Annotated in this window: 17 protein-coding genes; 12 read left to right on the top strand and 5 right to left on the bottom strand. The window is 63.9% G+C overall.

Annotated elements, in window-relative coordinates; genetic code table 11:
- Positions 1–25: 25 nt before the first annotated feature.
- The 7 genes from IB279_RS24450 (at position 26) to IB279_RS24420 (ending at position 7765) form a co-directional block, all read left to right on the top strand.
- Positions 26–1015 (top strand): ABC transporter substrate-binding protein, encoded by a 990-nt coding sequence (locus tag IB279_RS24450; protein ID WP_034801640.1) that lies wholly within the window; start codon positions 26–28, stop codon positions 1013–1015.
- A 94-nt stretch (positions 1016–1109) separates the two neighbouring features.
- Positions 1110–2663 carry a sugar ABC transporter ATP-binding protein gene (locus IB279_RS24445; protein ID WP_034801642.1) on the top strand — a complete coding sequence of 518 codons (1554 nt, stop codon included), beginning with the start codon at positions 1110–1112 and terminating at the stop codon, positions 2661–2663.
- A gap of 39 nt (positions 2664–2702) precedes the next feature.
- Complete coding sequence (locus IB279_RS24440; RefSeq protein ID WP_034801644.1) at positions 2703–3680, top strand: ABC transporter permease; 978 nt, start codon at positions 2703–2705, stop codon at positions 3678–3680.
- Between the two features lie 26 nt (positions 3681–3706).
- Positions 3707–4729, top strand: coding sequence for a zinc-binding alcohol dehydrogenase family protein (locus IB279_RS24435; RefSeq protein ID WP_192339887.1), 1023 nt, complete (start codon positions 3707–3709; stop codon positions 4727–4729).
- Between the two features lie 333 nt (positions 4730–5062).
- Positions 5063–6337, top strand: a complete 1275-nt coding sequence (gene phaZ / locus IB279_RS24430) for a polyhydroxyalkanoate depolymerase (RefSeq protein ID WP_090295152.1) — start codon at positions 5063–5065, stop codon at positions 6335–6337.
- A 146-nt stretch (positions 6338–6483) separates the two neighbouring features.
- Positions 6484–6903, top strand: a complete 420-nt coding sequence (locus IB279_RS24425) for a DUF2852 domain-containing protein (RefSeq protein ID WP_034801651.1) — start codon at positions 6484–6486, stop codon at positions 6901–6903.
- Positions 6904–7012: 109 nt separating this feature from the next.
- Positions 7013–7765: a M48 family metallopeptidase gene (locus IB279_RS24420; protein WP_034801660.1), complete on the top strand. Its 753-nt coding sequence runs from the start codon at positions 7013–7015 to the stop codon at positions 7763–7765.
- A gap of 25 nt (positions 7766–7790) precedes the next feature.
- Here the strand turns inward: IB279_RS24420 and IB279_RS24415 are convergent, their stop codons facing one another.
- On the bottom strand, positions 7791–7985 hold the full coding sequence (locus IB279_RS24415) for a YqaE/Pmp3 family membrane protein (RefSeq protein ID WP_034801662.1): 195 nt from the start codon (positions 7983–7985) through the stop codon (positions 7791–7793).
- Between the two features lie 156 nt (positions 7986–8141).
- Between IB279_RS24415 and IB279_RS24410 the strand changes: the two genes are divergently transcribed.
- The 5 genes from IB279_RS24410 (at position 8142) to IB279_RS24390 (ending at position 13343) form a co-directional block, all read left to right on the top strand.
- Complete coding sequence (locus IB279_RS24410) at positions 8142–8816, top strand: phosphoribosylanthranilate isomerase (RefSeq protein WP_112772877.1); 675 nt, start codon at positions 8142–8144, stop codon at positions 8814–8816.
- Positions 8813–10033: a tryptophan synthase subunit beta gene (trpB, locus tag IB279_RS24405; RefSeq protein WP_034801666.1), complete on the top strand. Its 1221-nt coding sequence runs from the start codon at positions 8813–8815 to the stop codon at positions 10031–10033. The genes IB279_RS24410 and trpB overlap by 4 nt, the downstream gene beginning before the upstream one ends.
- A 4-nt stretch (positions 10034–10037) precedes the next feature.
- Positions 10038–10877, top strand: coding sequence for a tryptophan synthase subunit alpha (gene trpA, locus IB279_RS24400; protein WP_034801668.1), 840 nt, complete (start codon positions 10038–10040; stop codon positions 10875–10877).
- 50 nt (positions 10878–10927) lie between these two features.
- Entirely contained in the window at positions 10928–11842 is a 915-nt protein-coding gene (gene accD, locus IB279_RS24395; RefSeq protein ID WP_034801670.1) for an acetyl-CoA carboxylase, carboxyltransferase subunit beta, read from the top strand.
- Between the two features lie 157 nt (positions 11843–11999).
- Positions 12000–13343, top strand: coding sequence for a folylpolyglutamate synthase/dihydrofolate synthase family protein (locus tag IB279_RS24390; protein WP_112772878.1), 1344 nt, complete (start codon positions 12000–12002; stop codon positions 13341–13343).
- A 93-nt stretch (positions 13344–13436) separates the two neighbouring features.
- On the opposite strand, the gene trxA is transcribed toward IB279_RS24390, so the two are convergent.
- The 4 genes from trxA to IB279_RS24370 form a co-directional block, all read right to left on the bottom strand.
- Entirely contained in the window at positions 13437–13760 is a 324-nt protein-coding gene (trxA, locus tag IB279_RS24385) for a thioredoxin (protein WP_034801674.1), read from the bottom strand.
- A gap of 86 nt (positions 13761–13846) precedes the next feature.
- Positions 13847–17413: a double-strand break repair helicase AddA gene (gene addA, locus IB279_RS24380; RefSeq protein WP_112772890.1), complete on the bottom strand. Its 3567-nt coding sequence runs from the start codon at positions 17411–17413 to the stop codon at positions 13847–13849.
- Positions 17403–20585 carry a double-strand break repair protein AddB gene (gene addB / locus IB279_RS24375; protein WP_234824587.1) on the bottom strand — a complete coding sequence of 1061 codons (3183 nt, stop codon included), beginning with the start codon at positions 20583–20585 and terminating at the stop codon, positions 17403–17405. The genes addA and addB overlap by 11 nt, the downstream gene beginning before the upstream one ends.
- A 2-nt stretch (positions 20586–20587) precedes the next feature.
- Complete coding sequence (locus tag IB279_RS24370; protein ID WP_060521541.1) at positions 20588–21319, bottom strand: nucleotidyltransferase family protein; 732 nt, start codon at positions 21317–21319, stop codon at positions 20588–20590.
- Between the last annotated feature and the right edge of the window lie 2 nt (positions 21320–21321).

Raw genomic sequence — 21321 nt, 5'->3', positions numbered from 1 at the left:
GGTGCACCAAGAGGAGAAACCTGGGATGAGCATTCTGAAAAGCAGCCTTACCCGTCGCGCCTTTACCGCCTTGGCCGGCGCCGCGATGATCGCCGGCATGTCGCCGGTCGCCTCCTTCGCACAGGACGTAACGATCCCGATCATCGTCAAGGATACCACGTCCTTCTACTGGCAGATCGTGCTCGCCGGCGCCCGCGCCGCCGGCAAGGATCTCGGCGTCAACGTGCCGGAGCTCGGCGCCCAATCCGAATCCGATATCAACGGCCAGATCAGCATTCTCGAGAACGCGGTTGCGGGCGCGCCGGCTGCCGTCGTCATTTCGCCGACGGAATTCAAGGCGCTCGGCAAGCCGATCGATGAGGCGGCAAAGGCCGTTCCGATCATCGGCATCGACTCCGGTGCCGACTCCAAGGCCTTCTCGTCGTTCCTCACCACCGACAACGTCCAGGGCGGCCGCATTGCTGCCGATGGTCTCGCTGCGGCGGTCAAGGAAATGAGCGGCAAGGAAGAGGGTGAGATCGCCATCATCACCAGCCTTCCGGGCGTCGGCTCGCTCGACCAGCGCCGCGAAGGCTTCCTCGATCAGGTCAAGACCAAGTATCCGGGCTTCAAGGTCGTCGTCGACAAATATGCCGACGGCCAGGCGACCACCGGCCTCAACATCATGACCGACCTGATCACCGCCAATCCCAACCTTGTCGGCGTCTTCGCGTCCAACCTGATCATGGCTCAGGGTGTCGGCCAGGCAATTGCCGAAAACAAGCTCGGCGACAAGATCAAGGTGATCGGCTTCGACAGCGACGACAAGACGGTCGGCTTCCTCAAGGAAGGCGTTCTGGCCGGTCTCGTCGTTCAGGATCCCTATCGCATGGGTTATGATGGCGTGAAGACGGCGCTCGCGGTCTCGAAGAAGGAGAAGGTCGAGGCGAATGTCGATACCGGCGCCAATCTGGTGACCAAGGCCAACATGGCCGAGCCGAAGATCGACGCTCTCTTGAACCCGAAGGTCAAGTGACGACGGCTGCGGTGGGCGTTGAGCCCGCCGCACCCGCTTGCGGCCGGAACGAGGACCGGCCGCAAGCGATCTCTGCGATGGGAGGAATGCGCAGATGACCGATTTGCAAGAGGCACGCGACGGGAGGACCGAAGGACTGCATGTGGCGACACGCCATCCGGTTCCGAAAGGCGAGCCTATCCTGGAGCTGCGCGCCCTGCAGAAGAAGTATGGTGCCGTCGAAGCCTTGAAGCCGGCGTCGCTGACCTTTCTTTCCGGTGAAGTTCACGCGATCGTCGGTGAGAACGGGGCCGGCAAGTCGACGCTGATCAAGCTTCTGACCGGCGTCATCAAGCGCACGTCCGGTGAAATCTTCTGGTGCGGAAAACCCGTTCAGCTTGGCACGCCGCAGGAGGCGATTGAGCGCGGTATCAATGCCGTGCACCAGGAGGTCGTACTTTGCGCGCACCTGTCGGTCGCGGCCAATATGTTTCTCGGCGACGAGATCAATCGCAACGGCCTGATGCGCAAGCGCGCCATGACCGATGCGGCACAAAGCGTGCTGGATGATCTCGGCTTTAACCTGCCGGCCGGTGCCGTGCTTGGTAGCCTGACGATCGGCCAGCAGCAGCTTGTCGCCACGGCACGCGCGGCCATGCGCGGCACGCAGTTTCTGATCTTCGATGAGCCGACCGCCTATCTCACCCGCCAGGAATCGGCACAGCTCTTCCGGTTGATCCGAAGGCTGCAGGCCGAAGGCGTGACGATCGTCTATATCAGCCATCGCATGGAGGAAGTGTTCGAGCTTGCCGACCGTGTCTCGGTGCTGCGTGACGGCACCCATGTCGGCACCCGCAAGATCGGCGAGACCAATGAGGCGGAACTGATCGCGCTGATGATCAACCGCACGATCGAGCAGATCTATCACAAGGAGCATTTTCCGCCCGGCGAGATGATCGTCGAGACGCGCAACTTGAGCGGTCCCGGTTTCCAGGATGTATCGCTGACGGTGCGCGCCGGCGAGATCGTCGGCCTCTATGGGCTGATCGGCGCGGGACGCAGCGAGTTTGCGCTCGGCCTCTATGGCCGGCACCGACCAACGGCTGGAGAGATCTACTGGCAGGGCCGCAAGGTTGAGATCGCCAGCGAGCGTAAGGCCATGGACCTCGGCATTGCGCTTGCGCCGGAAAGCCGGCGCGACCAGGGCCTCTGCCTCAACCTGCCGATCGGCCTCAACATCAATCTGCCGGTTTTCAACCGGCTGACACGCGGTCTGACGATCAATGGCCAGCAGGAACGGGAAAACGCCGACCGCCAGATTCGCGACCTGAAGATCAAGACGCCGTCACGCCGGGTGCTGGCCTCCGCCATGTCCGGCGGCAACCAGCAGAAGATCGTCATCGGCAAGTGGCTGAGCCACGGCGCCAAGCTTTTCATCTTCGACGAGCCGACGGTCGGCGTCGATGTCGGAACCAAGGCGGAAATCTATCGCCTGTTCGCGCGGCTTCTGGAGAACGGGGCGGGCATCATCCTGATCTCGTCCTATCTGCCCGAGGTCTACGAACTGGCGGACCGGCTGCACGTGTTCCGGCGCGGGCGGCTGGTCGCCAGCCACGACTATCGCGCCGCGAGCCATGAGGAAGTGCTGACGCAGGCAATTGGCGTTTGAACCGATAAAAACAAACTTGAGGATGCAGGGAGGAAGACGATGAGTGCGGAAACGGTGGAGAGCGGCGCCAGCGCGGCACCACGCAAGGGCGTGAGCATTCTGTTCGGCCTTACCCTCCTGGGGTTGCTTCTGTTCCTCTGGCTGCTGTTGGGCTTCGCGACCAACAGTTTCTGGACGCCCAACAACATCAGCAACCTGCTGCGCCAGGGGGCGATGACGGCGATCCTTGCGGTTGGCCAGACCTTCGTCATCATCACCGCCGGCATCGACCTTTCGGTCGGTGCCGTGGTCGGCTTCACCAGCGTTATCGTCGCCTGGCTGCTGGCCGCCGGCGTGCCGCTCTGGATCGCCATCATCCTCACGCTCGCCTTCGGTGTCCTGATCGGCGCATTCCACGCCTTCGGCATCGTGCGCATGGGCCTGCCGCCCTTCATCATCACGCTGGCGACCCTGACCTCGCTCCGCGGTATCGGCCTCTTGATCACCAATGGCTCGACTATTTCGATCACCAATGAGGCCTTCACCAATTTTTCGCGGGCGGATTTCCTGGGCGTTCCCAGCCTGTTCTGGATGGTGATCGTGGTGGCGATCCCGGCCTATGTCTTCCTGCATTTGAGCCGGTTCGGCCGCTATCTCTTCGCCGTCGGCTCCAACAGTGAGGCCGCCCGTCTCTCCGGCGTCAACGTCCACCGCACGATCTATCTCGCCTACATCCTGTCGTCGACCTGCGCCGCCTTCGTTGGCCTGCTGCTTGCCTCGCGCATCGGCATCGGCAACGCCACCCAGGCCGAGGGTTGGGAACTGCAGGCGATCGCCTCGTCGGTCATCGGCGGCACCAGCCTCTTTGGGGCCGTCGGCTCGGTGCACGGGCCGCTGCTAGGCGCCTTCATCCTCGCAACGATCAACAACGGCGCCAACCTGTTGAACGTCAACTCGTTCTGGCAGCGCATCATCACCGGCGCGCTGATCATCGTCATCGTCTATTTCGACCAATTGCGTCGCCGCAGCGCCCGCTAGGCGCCGCCGTACTCGAGAGAATTGCCATGAAAGCCGTGCTCTGCCCACAACCCGGTCGGCTGGAGGTCGTCGATCGCACACCAATCGAAACCGTGCCGGACGGTTGGGTCCGCCTTGCCGTCAGCCATGTCGGCATCTGCGGCACGGACTACCATATCTTCGCCGGCAAACATCCGTTCCTCGAATATCCGCGGGTCATGGGCCACGAGATCTCGGCAACGGTGATTTCTGGCGGGCGAGGGACGACGATAGCGCCCGGCGCGCCGGTCGTGGTCAACCCCTATCTCTCCTGTGGCGCTTGTATCGCCTGCCGAAAGGGCAAACCGAACTGCTGCACGGCCATCAAGGTTCTCGGCGTCCATACCGACGGTGCGTTCTGCGAGGAGATCGTCGTGCCGGAGGGTAATCTTTATCCGGCGGAGGGTCTGTCGCCGGAGGCGGCCGCCACCGTTGAGTTCCTGGCGATCGGTGCCCATGCGGTCCGCCGGGCATCGACGGATGCCGGGTCACGGGCGCTGGTTATCGGTGCCGGGCCAATCGGACTTGGCACGGCGATCTTCTCGCGCATCGCCGGCCATGACGTGGTGCTCGCCGACACCAGTACCGAGCGGCTGGACTTTGCAGTTCGCAAGCTCGGCTTTGCCAAGGGCATCGTCGTGGATGTTGATGCGGCGGCGCGCATTGCCGCTGCGACGGATGGCGACGGTTTCGATGTCGTCTTCGACGCCACCGGGTACGGTGGTTCCATGCAGGCGGCCTTCGCCCACGTCGCCCATGGCGGTACCCTGGTCTTCGTCAGTGTCGTCAAGGACGAGATCCGCTTCTCCGATCCGGAGTTCCACAAGCGCGAGATGACCTTGATCGGCAGCCGCAACGCGACCCGGCAGGATTTCGACCACGTCGTCGCGTCGATCGCGTCCGGCCTTGTGCCTATCGACGCGCTGATCACCCACCGCACCACGCTCGATGGCGCGGTTGCCGATCTGCCGCGATGGGCGGAGGAAAAGACGGGTCTGGTGAAGGCAGTCATCCAAGTGGCGGCCACCTGAGTGATGGCGGCTTTGCTGCATCGCCACAGGGGAGCGTACCCATATTTTCCTGCGGCGAGGCGCCAGATTTTTCTGAAAACGTCAGGCAGCGTGCCTCAATGCACGAAAACAGCGGAAAACGGCCAGTTTCGAGCAAGCTCGTTTGCAAATCGTCAGGAATCCAGATTCATTCTGGCTTCAGGCCTTGTATCGAGGCGAGACGGGTATATTTGTTGCACTGCACAAGAAAAATGGTAGTCTGGCAGCGATTGCGGACACCAAGACAAACAATCGCAAGCTTGCGTCCGACCGGGAGCGGCGTTGTCGTTGATTGAACCAAGGGGTACGCTTCCCATGTTCTACCAGCTCTATGAACTGAACCACGCAATGATGGCGCCGTGGCGCACGGCAGCCGACGCCATGCGGCTCGCGTTCAGCAATCCGATGAACCCCGTCTCGCACACTTATTTCGGTCGCGCCGCCGCCGCCGGTCTCGAAGTGTTCGAGCGCTCCACCCGCCGTTATGGCAAGCCGGAGTTCGGTCTTCCCGAGACTGTGGTCGATGGTCAATCGGTTTCGATCTACGAACGCATCGTCTGGCGGGCGCCATTCTGCAATCTCATTCATTTCGAGCGTGCGCTTCCCAAGGGCCGCGCCCCCGATCCGAAGGTGCTCATCGTCGCGCCGATGTCCGGCCACTATGCGACGCTGTTGCGCGGCACGGTGGAAGCCCTGCTTCCGCATTCCGATATCTACATCACCGACTGGATCGATGCCCGCATGGTGCCGCTCAGCGAAGGCACCTTCGATCTGGATGACTACATCGACTACGTCATCCAGATGCTGCATTTCCTCGGGCCCGACACGCATGTGATCGGCGTTTGTCAGCCCGCGGTGCCGGTGCTTGCCGCCGTCGCGCTGATGGAAGCTGCCGACGATCCGCTGTCGCCGGCGACGATGACGCTGATGGGCGGCCCGATCGACACCCGCATCAACCCGACCGGCGTCAACCAGCTGGCGGAAGAACGTTCGATCGAATGGTTCCGTGACAATGTCATCATGCCGGTGCCGTGGCCGCAGCCAGGTTTCATGCGCATGGTCTATCCGGGCTTCCTGCAGCTTTCCGGCTTCATGTCGATGAATCTCGACCGGCACCTGATCGCCCACAAGGAGTTCTTCGCCCATCTGGTGAAAAACGACGGCGATGCCGCCGAGAAGCACCGTGACTTCTATGATGAATATCTCGCGGTCATGGACCTGACGGCCGAATTCTACCTGCAGACCGTGCAGGTGGTGTTCATGCAGCACGCGCTGCCGAAGGGCGAGATGATGCATCGCGGCAAGCGCGTCGACACGACCGCGATCAAGAAGGTCGCGCTCTTGACGGTCGAAGGCGAGAACGACGATATCTCGGGCGTTGGCCAGACGAAGGCGGCGCAGACCATCTGCACCAACATCCCGGATCATATGCGCATGCACTACATGCAGCCGGATGTCGGTCACTACGGCGTCTTCAACGGCTCTCGCTTCCGCCGCGAAATCGCGCCGCGCATCGTCTCGTTCCACCGCGAGCATGCGCGCCACGCAAAACCGGTAAAGCAGCTGATCAAGGGCGGAAAGTCGGCCTGATCCCGGCTCTTGGGTCGTTTTGACCGCGTAGAGTCAAGGGTTTGTCGGATTCCGGAGGGAGGCGTCTTGCAGAGCCAAGGGCGCCTTCCCACATCGTTTTCATCGGGTCGCATGGGCGGCCCGGATGATTGCGAGGAATCCTGAAGATGAACCAATCTGCAATGATCCGTCCGGATTGGACGCCCGCGACCATCGCTCTGATGGTGCTTGGCTTTGTGGTCTTCTGGCCGCTCGGCCTGGCCATGCTCGCGTACATTCTCTTTGGCGAAAAGCTCAAGACGTTCAAGAAAGACGCAAACGATACGGTGGATGGCATGTGCTCGGCTTTCAAGCGCGGCGGCCGCCGTTCCAACTGGACGCATCGTACCGGCAACGTCGCTTTCGACGACTGGCGCGAAGCTGAACTGGCTCGCCTCGAAGAGGAGCGCCGCAAGCTCGACGAGATGCGCGAAGAATTCGACACCTATGTGCGCGAGCTTCGCCGCGCCAAGGACCAGGAAGAGTTCGACCGCTTCATGCGCGATCGCAAGAATGGTGGCTCGGGTCCGATTGTCGAAGCCCATTAACCTGACGAAACCGCTTCCGGCGTTTCACATGAAACGCCGGATCACTCTCGGCACGCATCCAACCAGCGAACAGTAGGCGAAAGCCCCGCGAATCGGTTAGAAAGCCTGCATGTTCCCTTCCTTCAAGCGGCGCATTCAACCTGCACCACCCGCAACAACGCGGCAGATCGAGGTCGCCGGCAAGTCCCTGCCGCTGACGATCAAGCAAAACGCGCGCGCGACGCGCATGACGCTGCGCATCGAGCCAGGCGGGCGGGCCCTGAAGATGACGGTGCCGCAGGGCCTCCCCGAGCGCGAGGTGAATGCCTTCCTTACACGGCACCAGGGCTGGCTAATGACCAAGCTCGCCCGCTTCTCCGGCGAAAGCCAGATCGAGGAGGGCGGTTCCATCCTCATCCGCGGCGTTGCCCACCGCATCGAGCGCACCGGCAAGATCCGTGGGCTCACGGAAGCGATCGTGATCGATGACGAACCGGTGCTGCGCGTCAGCGGTGGCGAGGAACATCTCACCCGGCGCATCGTCGATTTCCTGAAGAAGGAAGCGCGCCAGGATCTCGACCGATTGGTGGCGATCTATACCGGCCGTATCGGCCGGAGGGCAAAGTCGCTTTCGCTCAAGGACACGCGCAGCCGCTGGGGATCATGCTCAGCCGACGGGGCGCTGAGTTTTTCCTGGCGCATCGTCATGGCGCCGCCAAAGGTCATCGCCTATCTCGCTGCGCATGAAGTGGCACATCTGCAGGAAATGAATCACGGGCCCGACTTCTGGGCGCTGTGTGGGAGGCTGTGTCCGGATACGGACGATGCCAAGCGATGGCTCCGCCGCAACGGCACGATGCTTCACGCGATCGACTTCGATTGAATCTTGGATGGCGATGAGCGGCGCGTTATGCGCGATGGCGCAGCGCTTCACGGATCTTCTCGTCGGTCTTGTATTGGCTGAGCGCATAGACCGACCAGATCGCCGCCGGAACCCAGCCGATCAGGGTCAACTGCAGGATCAGGCAAATGAGGCCAGCAAAGGGGCGGCCGATGGTAAAAAACTGCAGCCAGGGCAGGATAAGCGCGAGCAACAGGCGCATCAGTCTCTCCGTTGTGGTAAAATGCATATGGTGAAAGCGCGCCTGCCGCGCAAGGGGCGCGCACCCGCCAAAGGACGGGTGCAGGGGCGCTGAGTGACCGCTTTTGCGTCGGTTTTTGGCTCGACTCGCGCGGCATTTCATGCAAGGTCGCTTCTCATGAAAACCCAAGTGAAGATATGCGGGCTGAAGACCGCGGAAGCGGCCGAGCGTGCTGTCGCGCTCGGCGCATCCCATGTCGGCTTCATCTTTTTCCCGAAGAGCCCCAGGAACATCGAGCCCGACGATGCCGGCCGCATCGCCGACAGGATTCGTGGCCAGGCGAAGATCGTCGCCGTCACGGTGAATGCCGACAATGACGAGCTTGACGAGATCGTCTCGGCCCTCAATCCGGATATCCTGCAGCTTCACGGCAGCGAGGACGCGGAGCGACTGCTGACGGTCAAGGCGATGTATGGCCTTCCTGTCATGAAGGCCCTTTCGGTGCGCGAAGTATCTGACCTTGAAAAGATCGATGCCTATATCGGCATTGCTGATCGCTTCCTCTTCGATGCCAAGCCGCCAAAAGGGTCCGATTTGCCCGGTGGCAACGGCGTTTCCTTTGACTGGAAGCTGCTCGATGCGCTTGACGGAAGCGTCGATTACATGCTTTCCGGTGGTCTTAACGCCGACAACATTGGCGAGGCCATGGCGCAGACCAACGCGCGTGCCATCGATATCTCCTCCGGCGTCGAGAGCGCGCCGGGCGTCAAGGATCTGAAGCTCATGGAATCGTTTTTCAATGCCGTTCGCCAGGCGGAGGCGGGCATGCCACGGTCAGGGAGCAGGACGTGAACCAGGCGCCAAAGTTGAATTCCTTCCGGGGTGGCCCGGACGAGGACGGCCGTTTCGGTATCTTCGGTGGCCGCTTCGTGGCCGAAACCCTCATGCCGCTGATCCTCGATCTCCAGAACGAGTGGGACAACGCGAAGAACGATCCGGCCTTCAAGGCGGAGCTGGAGCATCTCGGCGCGCATTATATCGGCCGCCCGAGCCCGCTCTATTTTGCTGAACGGCTGACGGCGGAGCTTGGCGGCGCCAAGATCTACTTCAAGCGCGAAGAGCTGAACCACACCGGCTCGCACAAGATCAACAACTGCATTGGCCAGATCCTGCTTGCCAAGCGCATGGGCAAGACGCGCATCATCGCTGAGACCGGTGCCGGCCAGCATGGCGTGGCTTCGGCAACCGTCGCTGCCCGCTTCGGCCTGCCCTGCGTCGTCTACATGGGCGCGACCGACGTCGAGCGCCAGGCGCCGAACGTCTTCCGCATGAAGCTCTTGGGTGCCGAGGTAAAGCCGGTGACGGCCGGCAGCGGCACGCTCAAGGACGCCATGAACGAGGCGCTGCGTGACTGGGTCACCAATGTCGACAACACCTACTACCTGATCGGCACGGCTGCCGGCCCGCATCCCTATCCGGAGATGGTCCGCGATTTCCAAGCGGTGATCGGCCAGGAAGCCAAGGAGCAGATGCTCGCCGCCGAAGGCCGGCTGCCGGATCTCGTCATTGCCGCCGTTGGCGGTGGCTCCAACGCAATCGGCATCTTCCATCCGTTCCTCGATGACGAGAGCGTCAAGATCGTCGGCGTTGAAGCTGGCGGCAAGGGCATCGAAGGCGACGAGCATTGCGCCTCGATCACAGCCGGTTCGCCCGGCGTGCTGCATGGCAACCGCACCTATCTGCTGCAGGACGGCGACGGCCAGATCAAGGAAGGCCATTCGATTTCGGCCGGTCTCGACTATCCCGGCATCGGCCCGGAGCACGCCTGGCTGAACGATGTCGGCCGCGTCGAATACGTGCCGATCATGGACCACGAAGCGCTTGAGGCGTTCCAGACGTTGACCCGTCTCGAAGGCATCATTCCGGCGCTCGAGCCGTCGCATGCGCTTGCCGAAGTCATCAAGCGCGCGCCAAAAATGGGCAAGGACGAGATCATCCTGATGAACCTCTCCGGCCGCGGCGACAAGGACATCTTCACCGTCGGCAAGTTACTGGGAATGGGGCAGTAAGATCATGACCGCACGCATGGACAAGCGATTTGCCGATGTCGCGGCCGAAGGACGTCCGGTCCTCGTCACCTATTTCATGGGCGGCGATCCGGATTTCGAGACGTCGGTCTCGATCATGAAGGCGCTGCCGAAGGCCGGCGCCGACGTCATCGAACTCGGCATGCCTTTCTCGGACCCGATGGCCGATGGCCCGGCGATCCAGCTGGCCGGTCAACGCTCGCTGAAAAGCGGACAGACGCTCGCAAAGACGCTTGAGATCGCCCGCCGTTTCCGTGAGGACGACCAGCGCACGCCGATCGTGCTGATGGGCTATTACAACCCGATCTATATCTACGGCGTCGACCGCTTCCTGACGGATGCGCTGGCCGCCGGCATTGACGGCCTGATCGTCGTCGACCTGCCGCCGGAGATGGACGACGAACTCTGCATCCCGGCGCTGGAGAAGGGCATCAACTTCATTCGCCTGGCGACGCCGACCACGGACGACCGTCGCCTGCCGAAGGTCCTCGAAAACACCTCCGGTTTCGTCTATTACGTGTCGATGAACGGCATCACCGGTTCGGCTCTGCCCGATCCGTCGTTGATCGCCGGCGCCGTCGGGCGTATCAAGGCACACACCAATCTGCCCGTTTGCGTCGGTTTCGGCGTCAAGACGGCGGAACATGCAAGGGCCATCGGAGCATCTGCCGATGGCGTGGTCGTCGGTACGGCGATCGTCAACCAGATCGCGTCGAGCCTGACCGAAGAGGGCAAGGCGACGGATGCGACGGTTCCGGGTGTCGAAGCGCTGGTGAGAGGGCTCTCGGCAGGCGTGCGGTCCGCACGTCTCGCAGCAGCCGAATAATTGCCTATATTAGCGCGCACAACCCGAAGGAAATCTTCAGGAGTTACTAAGTGAACTGGATCACAAACTACGTTCGGCCGAAGATCAACTCGATGCTGGGCCGCCGGGAAGTTCCGGAAAATCTCTGGATCAAGTGCCCGGAAACCGGCGAGATGGTGTTCCACCGCGATCTCGAGGAAAACAAGTGGGTCATCCCGCAGTCCGGCTTCCACATGAAGATGCCGGCCAAGGCGCGGTTGAAGGACCTGTTCGACGGCGGCATCTTTGAAGCGTTTCCGCAGCCGAAGGTCGCTCAGGACCCGCTGAAGTTCCGCGATTCCAAGAAATACGTCGATCGTCTGCGCGACAGCCGCGCCAAGACTGAACTCGAAGACACGATCGTCGCCGGTCTCGGCCGCGTCCAGGGCGTCAAGCTCGTCGCCGTCGTGCACGAGTTCAACTTCATTGGCGGCTCGCTCGGCATGGCTGCCGGCGAGGCGATCATCAAGGCCTTCGAACGGGCGATCGCCGAGAAGTGCCCGCTGGTCATCTTCCCGGCTTCGGGTGGCGCCCGCATGCAGGAAGGCATCCTGTCGCTGATGCAGCTGCCGCGCACCACGGTTGCCGTCAACATGCTGAAGGAAGCGGGCCTCCCCTATATCGTCGTACTCACCAACCCGACCACCGGCGGCGTCACCGCATCCTACGCGATGCTCGGCGACATCCACATGGCCGAGCCCGGCGCGGAAATCGGCTTTGCCGGGAAGCGCGTGATCGAGCAGACGCTGCGCGAGAAACTGCCGGAAGGTTTCCAGACGTCGGAATACCTGCTGGAGCACGGCATGGTCGACATGGTCGTCAAGCGCCATGATCTGCCGTCGACGCTCGCCCGGGTCCTGAAAATCCTGATGAAGAAGCCGGCGGAAGCCTCGAAGCTCAACGGCGGCACGCAGCCGGCCGCCTTGCCGGTCGCTGCCAGCGCTTGAATAAGCGCTGGGCTGGTCGAACTGCGTAGAACAAAATAATGCATCTCCGCAATTTCTTGTGTGCGGGGATGCTGCAACTCAAGGCGTTACAGCGATCGGTAGACGGCCTATAAGGCGCGCGCTGTAGCAGCCGAGCGTGTCGGGGCGGGGTTAAGAGATGGCAGCGGTGGAAGCCAGCGAAGCGGGCTACGAGATCGAAAAACTTCTCGCCCTTCACCCCAAGGGCTTCGACCTGTCGCTGGACAGGATCACCCGGCTTCTTGCAGCACTCGGCAATCCCCAGGACCGACTGCCGCCGGTGATCCATGTCGCCGGCACCAACGGAAAGGGCTCGGCAACCGCGTTTTCGCGGGCGATCCTCGAAGCAGCCGGCCTCAGCGTCCACGTCCATACCTCGCCGCATCTCGTCAACTGGCATGAGCGCTATCGCCTCGGCGTCAAGGGTGGCAAGGGCAGGCTCGTCAGCGATCCCGTGCTTGCCGATGCCGTGCGCCGCGTTGCCGAAGCCAATGGCGGCGAGAAGATCACCGTCTTCGAGATCCTGACCGCCGTCACCTTCCTGCTCTTCGCCGAGCATCCGGCCGATGTGGCGATCATCGAGGTTGGCCTTGGCGGCCGCTTCGACGCGACCAACGTCATGTCCCGACCGGCCGTCTCGGTCGTCATGCCGATCTCGCTCGACCATCAGGCCTATCTCGGCGATCGGGTGGAACTGATCGCGGCCGAAAAGGCCGGCATCATGAAGCGCGGCTGCCCCGTGGTGATCGGCCAGCAGGAGGAAGAGGCCGCTCGTGACGTCCTGGTCTCGACGGCGGAGCGCTTGGGCTGCCCGATGTTCGTTTATGGCCAGGACTTCATGGCCCACGAGGAGTTTGGCCGGCTCGTCTATCAGGACGAGGGCGGGCTTGCCGACCTGCCGCTGCCGAAGCTGCCGGGGCGCCACCAGTATGCCAATGCCGCTGCGGCCATCCGCGCGGTCCGCGCCGCCGGTTTCGACATCTCCGACGCGGCGATCGAAAGAGGGCTTGCGGGCGTCGAATGGCCAGGGCGACTGCAGCGCCTCACCAGCGGCAAGCTCACGCATTACGGTCCGATGGGTGCCGAGATCTGGGTCGACGGCGGTCACAATCCTGGCGCCGGCCAGGTGATTGCCGAGGCGATGGCGACCTTCGAGGAGCGCGAATCGCGCCCCTTGTTCCTGATCATCGGCATGATCAACACCAAGGAGCCGATCGGCTACTTCCGCGCCTTCCTCGATCTCGCCGAACAGGTCTTCACCGTGCCGATCCGCGGTTCCGATGCCGGGCTTGATCCCGTGGCTCTTGCGAGCGATGCCGCTTCGGTCGGTTTCGAGGCTTCCGCGGTTTCCTCCGTTGCCGAGGCGCTGACGGTCATCGCCAATCTGGTCGACGAAGACCCGGCGCCGCCACGCATCCTGATCGGTGGCTCGCTCTATCTGGTGGGCGATGTGCTTGCCGACAACGGCACGCCGCCGAAGTGATCGCCAGCCGGGACCGCCATCCGGCTTCTAGATTGAAGACAAGAAAAAAGCCCGGCATGCCGGGCTTTCAGCGTTTTCAGCAGTGAACTTGCTTTAAGCGACCGCCGTGGAGATCCACGAGGACAGGGCCGTCTTCGGGGCGGCGCCAACCTTGATGTCAGCCACTTCGCCGGCCTTGAACATGGCGAGCGTCGGGATCGAGCGAACGCCGTACTGGGCGGCCAGTTCCGGGTTTTCGTCGATGTTGAGCTTGGCAACCTTGACCTTGCCGGCGAGTTCGTTCGAGATTTCCTCGAGGCTCGGGGCGATCATCTTGCACGGGCCGCACCATTCAGCCCAGAAATCGACAACCACCGGCTCGGCGGAGTTCAGCACTTCCTGCTGAAAATTGGACGTATCGACCTTTACAGTAGCCATAGGCTGCTCCTTGCGTTCGGAATGGCAGTATCCAGATGTTGTGTGTCATGTGAGAAGGCACCGCTGGATTTTCAATATCGGGTATCTCACTTTGTCGCGAGGTCTTCAAGGCTCCTGTCGAGTGCCTGGTCGGGAACGACGTGGATTGCCGGCCCCTCGGTGAAGATCAGTACACATCGAAACGCATGTGCTGGATAAAGCGGCTGCAGGAGCGCGCGGTAGATCGCAAGCTGCGCCGTGTAGGCGAAGGGAATGTCGTTAGGAGATGCCGGCACCTGCCTGTTGGTCTTGAAGTCCGCAATCGTGACGACGCCGTCGCGAACGGCCAGCCGGTCGATCCGGCCTGAAACCGCGTGCTCGCGCTTGCCGAGCGCCAGCGTACCCATGACCGAAACCTCGGCCCGGCTGCTCACCGAGAAAACTGCGCCGAGGTCCGGATGGTCGAGCACGGCTTCGATGCTGGCGATCAGTGCGGCGCGTTGTTCTGAAGGCCAACTGGGCACGGATCGCTCGAGATAGCGTTCGGCCGCGGCCCGGCGATCGTCTCCCGCCATCGAGGGCAGAACCTGCAGCAGGCGGTGCAGGATGGCGCCGCGCAGCATCGAGAGGTTTGCCGGGGCCTTTTCTGAGAAAAGAGCCGAGCCGACGAGCGCATCGCCATCGTCCTCGTCAACCGCGATGCCGACGCCGGAAGGACTGAGCGGCCGCGGCAGCCGCTTTTGCGGCGGCAGTGGCGTCGAAAGCGCCTTTGGCAGGGCGGTGGCGGGACGGCCCGAATCGGCCGAGCGCGCATCGCCGGAGGGCAGATCGCGTTCGAGCTGCTTCTCGCGCCAGGCATGGCCGGACCATTCCTCGCCGCCGGCGTGAAAACTGGTCGGGTGGCCGCGGCCGCTCTCGTCTCCGGCAAGGCTCGCCTGAACCATAGCGTGCCATGTATCGGCAACGGCCCGCTGGCCGCGATAACCGCAGACGATCAGGCGGTCGGCGGCGCGGGTCATGCCGACATAGAGCAGGCGACGATATTCTTCCTCAGCCAGCGTCTTCAGCCGCTCGCCGTCGGCGGTGATGAGCGAGTTCGATTCCGCGCCCGGCGCGCGCCACACCGGAAGCGGCAGGACGGTGCCGTCTCTCTGGGCAAGCTCCAGGAAGCGAAGAGAGGGCACATGCTGGTTGCTGAACGCCGCCCCGCCGCCATCGGCGAGGAAGACGACTGGCGCTTCCAGGCCCTTGGCCGCGTGCACGGTCATGATCCGAACTTCATCGCGTTCCTTGTCCTGCTCGCGCTTGACCGTCGGCGCTTCCATTTCCAGCGTCGAGACGAAGGCCTGCAGGCCGGGCAGGCCGCTTCTTTCCTGGTCGAGCGCGAAGGTCAGGAACTCGTCGAGAATGTCGCTGACCTCGGTGCCGAGGCGCGCGAGAAAGGCGGCGCGTCCGCCATGCACGCCGAGGACGCGGGCATAGAAGTCATGCGGCGCCAGCTGGCTTGCGAGCGCCATGTAGGATTTCAGCGTTCGCGCCGTCTGGTGAAACAGGATACCGTCATCGGCTTCATGCTGCAGCCTCTCCCAGAGGCTTTCGCCTTCGCCGCGCCGCGCCGCGAGTTCGAACAGCGCGTCTTCGCCGAGGTTGAACAGCGGGCTTTTCATCAGCGCGGCCAGCGACAGGTCGTCCTGCGGCAACAGCACGAACCGCCCGAGGGCGAGCAGGTCCTGGACGGCAATATGCTTGGTGAGCACCAACCGGTCGGCGCCGGCGACCGGAATGTTGTTGCGGCGCTTGAGTGCTCTCGTCAGAGCATTGACGAAGGCGTCGCGCTTGCGGACCAGTACGATCACGTCGCCCGGGCGCATCGGCCGGCGAACGCCCTTCTCGACGATCGTCTCCTTGCCGATCCAGCTTTCCAGCGTGGCTGCGATCCGGCGGGCGAGGATGTTGACCGGCGCACTCTCCGGCGTTGCGTCGAAGGCGGCGGTCCATTCCTCGTCTGTATCCACCGGTTCGGCGGCAATCACGTCCCAGATGTCGACGGCGCCGGGATGGCCGATGCGGTTCGAAGCATGCACCACGGGCTCGTTGCGGGCGCTGAGGCCTCGCGCATGCGCCGGATTGGCAAAGACGGCGTCAACGGCCGAAAGCACGTCGACGGTCGAGCGGAAGGAGAGCTGCAGGCGGATGGGCTCGAAAGCCTTGCCGCCGTCGCGCACCCGCCGTTCGGTCTCCTGGCTCTCGCGCGAAAACCGCTCCGGACGGGCGCCCTGGAAGGAGTAGATCGACTGTTTCTCGTCACCGACAGCAAACATCGTGCGGGCAGTACCGCGTGCGCTCTCGCCCGAGAAGAAGTCGGAAGCCAGCGCCTGGATGATCGTCCACTGCGCCGGGCTGGTGTCCTGCGCCTCGTCGACGAGGATATGGTCGATGCCCTGGTCGAGCTTGTAGTGTACCCAGGCGCTGACGTCGCCGCGGGCAAAGAGCGCCGCCGTGCGGTTGATCAGGTCCTCGAAATCGAGCTGGCTGCGGCGTCGCTTCAGTTCCTCGTAGTCGGCATTCAGCCGCTCGGCGAGCGTCAGCGCCGCCAGCGTCGCCTCGAACATCCTGAGGATGCTGATGTGATCGATGCAGGCGATGACATGGCGATAGGCCTCGTCCACGAGGTCAATGAGATCGGGGGCAGCCTGCTGCATCGCCTTGTTGAGGAAGGCGGATTGCGCCCGCGGCTTGCCCGTGCCGGTGAAGAACAGATGCCTGAGCCCGTCATAGCGCGCGCTGAGATCCGTCATCTTCGAAACGGTCCTCAGCCCCTCCGCAAAGTCGAGCACCTTCGTGCCGCCGACGCTGGTGGCGAGCGAGAAGTACCGTTCGAGCGCCGCGCCGTTCAAGCCCGCCAAGGGCCAGATCGTCGCCATGGCGCCGTCGACGCTTTCCCCCGGCGAAAGCTTCAGCGCCCGGCGCAGCTCGGCCTCGGTGCCGCCGAGCCCGTCGGCATGTTCGAGGAAGACCTGGATCGCGGTTCGGTTTTCGACGATTGCGGCCAGCAGCTTTTCCAGGCCGGTATCGTCGGCGATGTCGAGCACGGTGGCAAAGGCGTGGGCAAGAGCCGGATCGTCCTTGGCCGCGGTCGCGGTCAGCAGCAGCCGGCGCGCATCGGCAAGCAGAACCGCAGCCGCGCGATCGTCGAGAACCGAGAAATGGCCGGCGACATTGGCCTCCAGCGGAAACTGGTGCAGCAGCGCCTCGCAAAAGGCATGGATCGTCTGGATCTTCAGGCCGCCCGGGGTCTCCAGCGCGCGGGCGAACAGGCGCCGCGCCTCCTGCAGCTTCAAGCGCCCGGGCCGCTCGCCCTCAATCGCCTCGATCCGCTTTTCGAGCGTCGCGTCGTCGAGCGTTACCCATTCGGCCAGCCGTTCGAACACGCGATTCGACATTTCGGAGGCCGCCGCCTTGGTATAGGTGAGGCAGAGGATCGCCGAGGGGCGGCAGCCGGCAAGCAGCAGCCGAATCACCCGCTGGGTCAGCACGTGGGTCTTGCCGGAGCCGGCATTGGCCGACACCCAGGCGGAGCGGTCCGGGTCCGAAGCCAGCGACTGCCGGCGCGAGGTCCAGTCGAGCCAGCTTTGAGGCGTCGCCTGTTCGGGGCCGAGGTTGTCATCCCTCATCGCCATCCTCCTCTTCGCTGTCGGCCGTCGACCATTCGGCTACGCGTGCCAGATGGTCGTATTCGCCGCCATAATCGCGCTCTTTCTGAACAATCACGCGCGAGGCAAAGCCATGCTTGCCCGAGAGAAGCGCGCTTAGCAGCTTCCTGAGTTCGGCAAGCGACTCGTCCGCAAGCTGATCGGCCGACTTCGTCTCCTTCGACTTGCTGCCTTCGTTGTTGACCGCTTCCGGTTTGAAGCGCGCGCCCGGTTTGAGCCGGACATAGAGCAGCGACTGTGGGTGGCTGGGCGGCACGTCCTTAAAGGCGCCGGCCTTGAGGGCCGCGGCTTCCAGCGCGAGCTGCGGGTCGAGCAGGACGCGCGCTTCCTTGGTCGATGGGCTGGAGCCGGTCTTGTAGTCGACGATCTCGACGCTGCCGTCGGTCAGCGTATCGAGCCGGTCGGCAATGCCGGTCAGCCGCATGTCGGCGACGCCGAGCTCCATCGATGCCGCCACTTCGGTGCGCGACCGGCGGATGAAGCGGGCGCGGTCCCGTTCCCATTTGATGAAGGCCAAGCCGACGGCGGCAAAGCGCGGCCGCCAGATCGTGTCGATATGGGTGGGCAGTCGCGCCTCGTCGAAAGCCTCGTTCAGCAGCCGGTGCATGACCTCTTCCGCCGCCGGCAACATCAGATCGACGCCGGCGCGTACGAAACGCTCGACGATCTGGTGGTAAAGCGTGCCGCGCTCGGCCGGGCCGGGGTCGCTGTTGAACGGCAGCAGCGGATCCAGCCGAAGGATGCGTCGCGCATAGATCGCGTAGGGGTCGCGCCGTAGCCGCGACACTTCGCTGAAAGAGTACTTGCGCGGCTGCAGGTCCGCCGGTGGCTTGGGGGCGGGGCGCTCGGCCAGCGGCTGGCGGCCGCCGTCGTCAAGCATGCGGGCCCAGGCGAGATAGTCGGCGCCATTGGCGTGCAGCGCTCGCGTCAGCCGTTCGCCGCCGAGCGCCAGCAGCCGCTGCAGCCAGCGCGAGGCGACGGTGGGTGCTGCGCCCTGGCGCATCGAGCGGGTGAAGATCAGCCGCCTTGTGCCGCAGGCCATCTGGAAGTCGTGCGCAAGCTGGCCGATGCGTCGTTCAGGCGGCTCAAGACCGATCCCCGTCTTCATGGTGCGCGACAGGAACGGATCGTTGGCCGTCTGGCCCGGCCAATTGCCTTCGTTCAGGCCGCCGAGAACCACCAGGTCCATGCTCTGCAGGCGCGATTCCAGCGCGCCGAAGATGAACACCCGCGGATGGCGCATGGAGCGAGGCTTGACCGCGGCGCTGGCCGACAGGGCTTCGACGACATCGCACCATTGCGGCCCGTTCGCGGTCATCTGGCCGTCGGTTTCGATGATGCCGCGAAGGAGAGTTGCGAGCGTATCGGCGGCCTCTCCGGACCAAAGCCCACCGAGGTCGCCACGCTCGTCGGCTGAGGCTGCTTCCAGGGCCTCGCCGGTGCGCATCGCCCAGTCGGCAAAGGTAAATTCGTCCGAGAACACGCGGCTGCCGTCCCGGCTGCGCGTCAGCGCGGAGGCGAGCGGTGCCACCGCGAGACCGATCTTCGCCGCCACGTCGCGGGCCGCCTCAAGCGCGTCATCCCCGATGCCGATGCGCCATTCCGGTGGATGGCGATCGGTCTTGTGCCGGACGATCGCCGCGTCGAGCACGGATCCGAGGGCCAGCAGATCGACCGTCGCGGTGCTGCCACGCAGTGCCATGCGTTCCAGCGCGTCGGCCCCTTCGCGCATCCTGTCGCGGGAAAGCCCGAAGCGCGCCAGCGGATGCTTGAGCAGCGCGACGAACGGCACGGGATCGCCGGGGCGCAGGCATGCTTCTAGCAGCAGCCGCAGCAGGCTGCCCTGCGGCGTCGCGATGAGAGGCGTACCGGCGGAATCGTCGGCCTCGATGCCGAAGCGGGCAAGCTCGGCGCCGACCCGCCGTGCGAGATTGCGGTCCGGCGTGATCAGCGCTGCCTGGCTCTCGTCGCTGCCTTCGAGCGCGAGCCGCAAGGCGACCGCGATCGCGGCCGCTTCCTCGCGTTCGTTGGCGGTTTCGATGAGGGCTGCATCCTGGAAGGCTTGCTGCAGCAACGCCGGATCCAGCTCGCTGCGCATGGCGGTCCATGCATTGGTCGCCTTGGCCGGCAGAAGAGCGTGCGACAGGATCTCGGCACGGACGTCGAGGTCGACCTCGGCGACAGCCAGGGCGGTCACGTCGGGCCGCAGAACGCCCATGCGTTTCAAAAGCCTGTAAAAGCCGTATTGCGGGTGGCTGCGGCTTGCCGGGTCCGGCCTGCCGTCAAGGGCGGCGTCGGCGACGATCATGTCCCATTCGGCCTCGCTCATCGTCTGGTCGAGGCCAGGCAGCACGATCGTACCGTTGGGCAGCTTCTGCACGGCGGCAATCAGCGCGGCCGTTGCGGGAATGGAGCCGGTCGAACCGGCAATGATGATCGGGCCCTCGATCTTGCCGGCGGCGATGCGCTGCGTCTCGGCCTGCAGGATCGCGTTGCGGTGGCGCGCGGGCGAGGATTGTTTCAGTTCCTCCAGCCGTTCCGGCCAGTAGCTGCGGGCAATCTTCAGGAATTCGAGCGTCAGCTGCCACCAGAGGGCGTGCTCGCCGGCATCGAGCTTGTCGAGCTTGTCCCAGTCGAGCTCTTCCGTCTCCATCGCGTCGATGAGGTCGGCAAGATTGCGCGCGAGCCAGATCGCATCGGCAGGGCTTGCCGGCGCAATCAGCGGGCTCTCCGCATGGATGTCGAGCACCACCTTCGGCAGCCGGTTGCGCCAGGCGAGGATAAGCCGGCCAAGCTCGATCAGGCGGGCGGTCCCGGGCAGGGGCGGGGCGAGATCGAGGATTGCCGGCACCTCGGCATCGAAGAAGCCGCTGTCGTCATCGGTCTCGCCGAGTGCCTTGATCGTGGGCAGGATGGTGGAGCGTCCGCCGAGCAGGTCGACGAACTCGGACCGGAGCACACGGGCCGAGCGCCGCGTCGGCACGAAGATCGTCACGCCGGCAAGCGGCAGGGGATCGGCCGGGTCGTAGCGGAAGTCCGGCGTCAGGCTACCGTCGCAAAGCTTTTCGGCGAGCGTCTTCAGGAAGGGGAGGCCGGGCGGGATCGTGAAGACATTGGACCGGCGGCCAAGCACGCTCATCCCTCCGGCTGGTGGCGGCGGATCGCCGCCTCCGCTTCGCCGATCGCCTCGGGCGTTCCGACCGTCATCCAGTGACCGTCGAGCAGCAGGCCGTAAAGACGGCCTTCTTCGGCGGCGCGATCGAAGTAGATGTTGAGATTGAAGGCGTCGTCGGGCGCGTCGGCAAAGAGCCGGGAGTGAAGCGCAATCGCGCCGGCATAAACCACCGGGTTCGGCAGGCCTTCGGCGTAGCGCGTGAGCTTGCCGTCGTCACCCAGCGAGAAATCCCGCTTGCCGTTGTGGCCGGTCGTATCCTCGTCGCGCACGCAAAGGAGCAGCATGTCCATGCGCTCCGCGTCGAAGGCGGCGGCCAGGCGCGTCAGGTTGCTGGGCTTGCCCTTGGGCTCGCCGACCCAGAAGAGATCGGCATTCATCACCAGAACCGGACCCTCCGGCAGCAGTTTCAGCCCCTTGGCGAGACCGCCGCCGGAATTCATCAGCGCCTCGCGCTCGTCCGAAATCACGATCTCCGGGGCGCTGCGTTGGCTGAGATGGCCTTCCATCAGGTCGGCGAAATGATGCACGTTGACCGCGGCCGTGCTGACGCCGGCCTCCACCAGGAGGTCCAGCACGTAGTCGATCATCGGCTTGCCGGCGATCTCGACGAGCGGTTTTGGCATGGTGTTGGTGATCGGACGAAGACGGGTGCCGAGGCCCGCTGCGAGCACCATCGCATTGCTGATCGACATTG

Origin of the sequence: Ensifer sp. ENS06 (assembly GCF_014852205.1) — a bacterium.
GTDB lineage: Bacteria > Pseudomonadota > Alphaproteobacteria > Rhizobiales > Rhizobiaceae > Ensifer > Ensifer adhaerens.
The sequence above is the reverse complement of the archived record's forward strand: the minus strand, read 5'-3'. Positions and strand labels throughout refer to the sequence as shown.

What these genes read in the sequence shown, in the direction of transcription:
- trpA (WP_034801668.1), top strand. Translation starts at nt 10,038, where the DNA reads ATGACCGCACGCATGGACAAGCGATTTGCCGATGTCGCGGCCGAAGGA.
- IB279_RS24415 (WP_034801662.1), bottom strand. Translation starts at nt 7,985, where the DNA reads ATGCGCCTGTTGCTCGCGCTTATCCTGCCCTGGCTGCAGTTTTTTACC.
- IB279_RS24445 (WP_034801642.1), top strand. Translation starts at nt 1,110, where the DNA reads ATGACCGATTTGCAAGAGGCACGCGACGGGAGGACCGAAGGACTGCAT.
- IB279_RS24370 (WP_060521541.1), bottom strand. Translation starts at nt 21,319, where the DNA reads ATGTCGATCAGCAATGCGATGGTGCTCGCAGCGGGCCTCGGCACCCGT.
- IB279_RS24435 (WP_192339887.1), top strand. Translation starts at nt 3,707, where the DNA reads ATGAAAGCCGTGCTCTGCCCACAACCCGGTCGGCTGGAGGTCGTCGAT.
- IB279_RS24425 (WP_034801651.1), top strand. Translation starts at nt 6,484, where the DNA reads ATGAACCAATCTGCAATGATCCGTCCGGATTGGACGCCCGCGACCATC.
- addA (WP_112772890.1), bottom strand. Translation starts at nt 17,413, where the DNA reads ATGAGGGATGACAACCTCGGCCCCGAACAGGCGACGCCTCAAAGCTGG.
- IB279_RS24410 (WP_112772877.1), top strand. Translation starts at nt 8,142, where the DNA reads ATGAAAACCCAAGTGAAGATATGCGGGCTGAAGACCGCGGAAGCGGCC.
- IB279_RS24440 (WP_034801644.1), top strand. Translation starts at nt 2,703, where the DNA reads ATGAGTGCGGAAACGGTGGAGAGCGGCGCCAGCGCGGCACCACGCAAG.
- phaZ (WP_090295152.1), top strand. Translation starts at nt 5,063, where the DNA reads ATGTTCTACCAGCTCTATGAACTGAACCACGCAATGATGGCGCCGTGG.
- IB279_RS24390 (WP_112772878.1), top strand. Translation starts at nt 12,000, where the DNA reads ATGGCAGCGGTGGAAGCCAGCGAAGCGGGCTACGAGATCGAAAAACTT.
- IB279_RS24420 (WP_034801660.1), top strand. Translation starts at nt 7,013, where the DNA reads ATGTTCCCTTCCTTCAAGCGGCGCATTCAACCTGCACCACCCGCAACA.
- trxA (WP_034801674.1), bottom strand. Translation starts at nt 13,760, where the DNA reads ATGGCTACTGTAAAGGTCGATACGTCCAATTTTCAGCAGGAAGTGCTG.
- IB279_RS24450 (WP_034801640.1), top strand. Translation starts at nt 26, where the DNA reads ATGAGCATTCTGAAAAGCAGCCTTACCCGTCGCGCCTTTACCGCCTTG.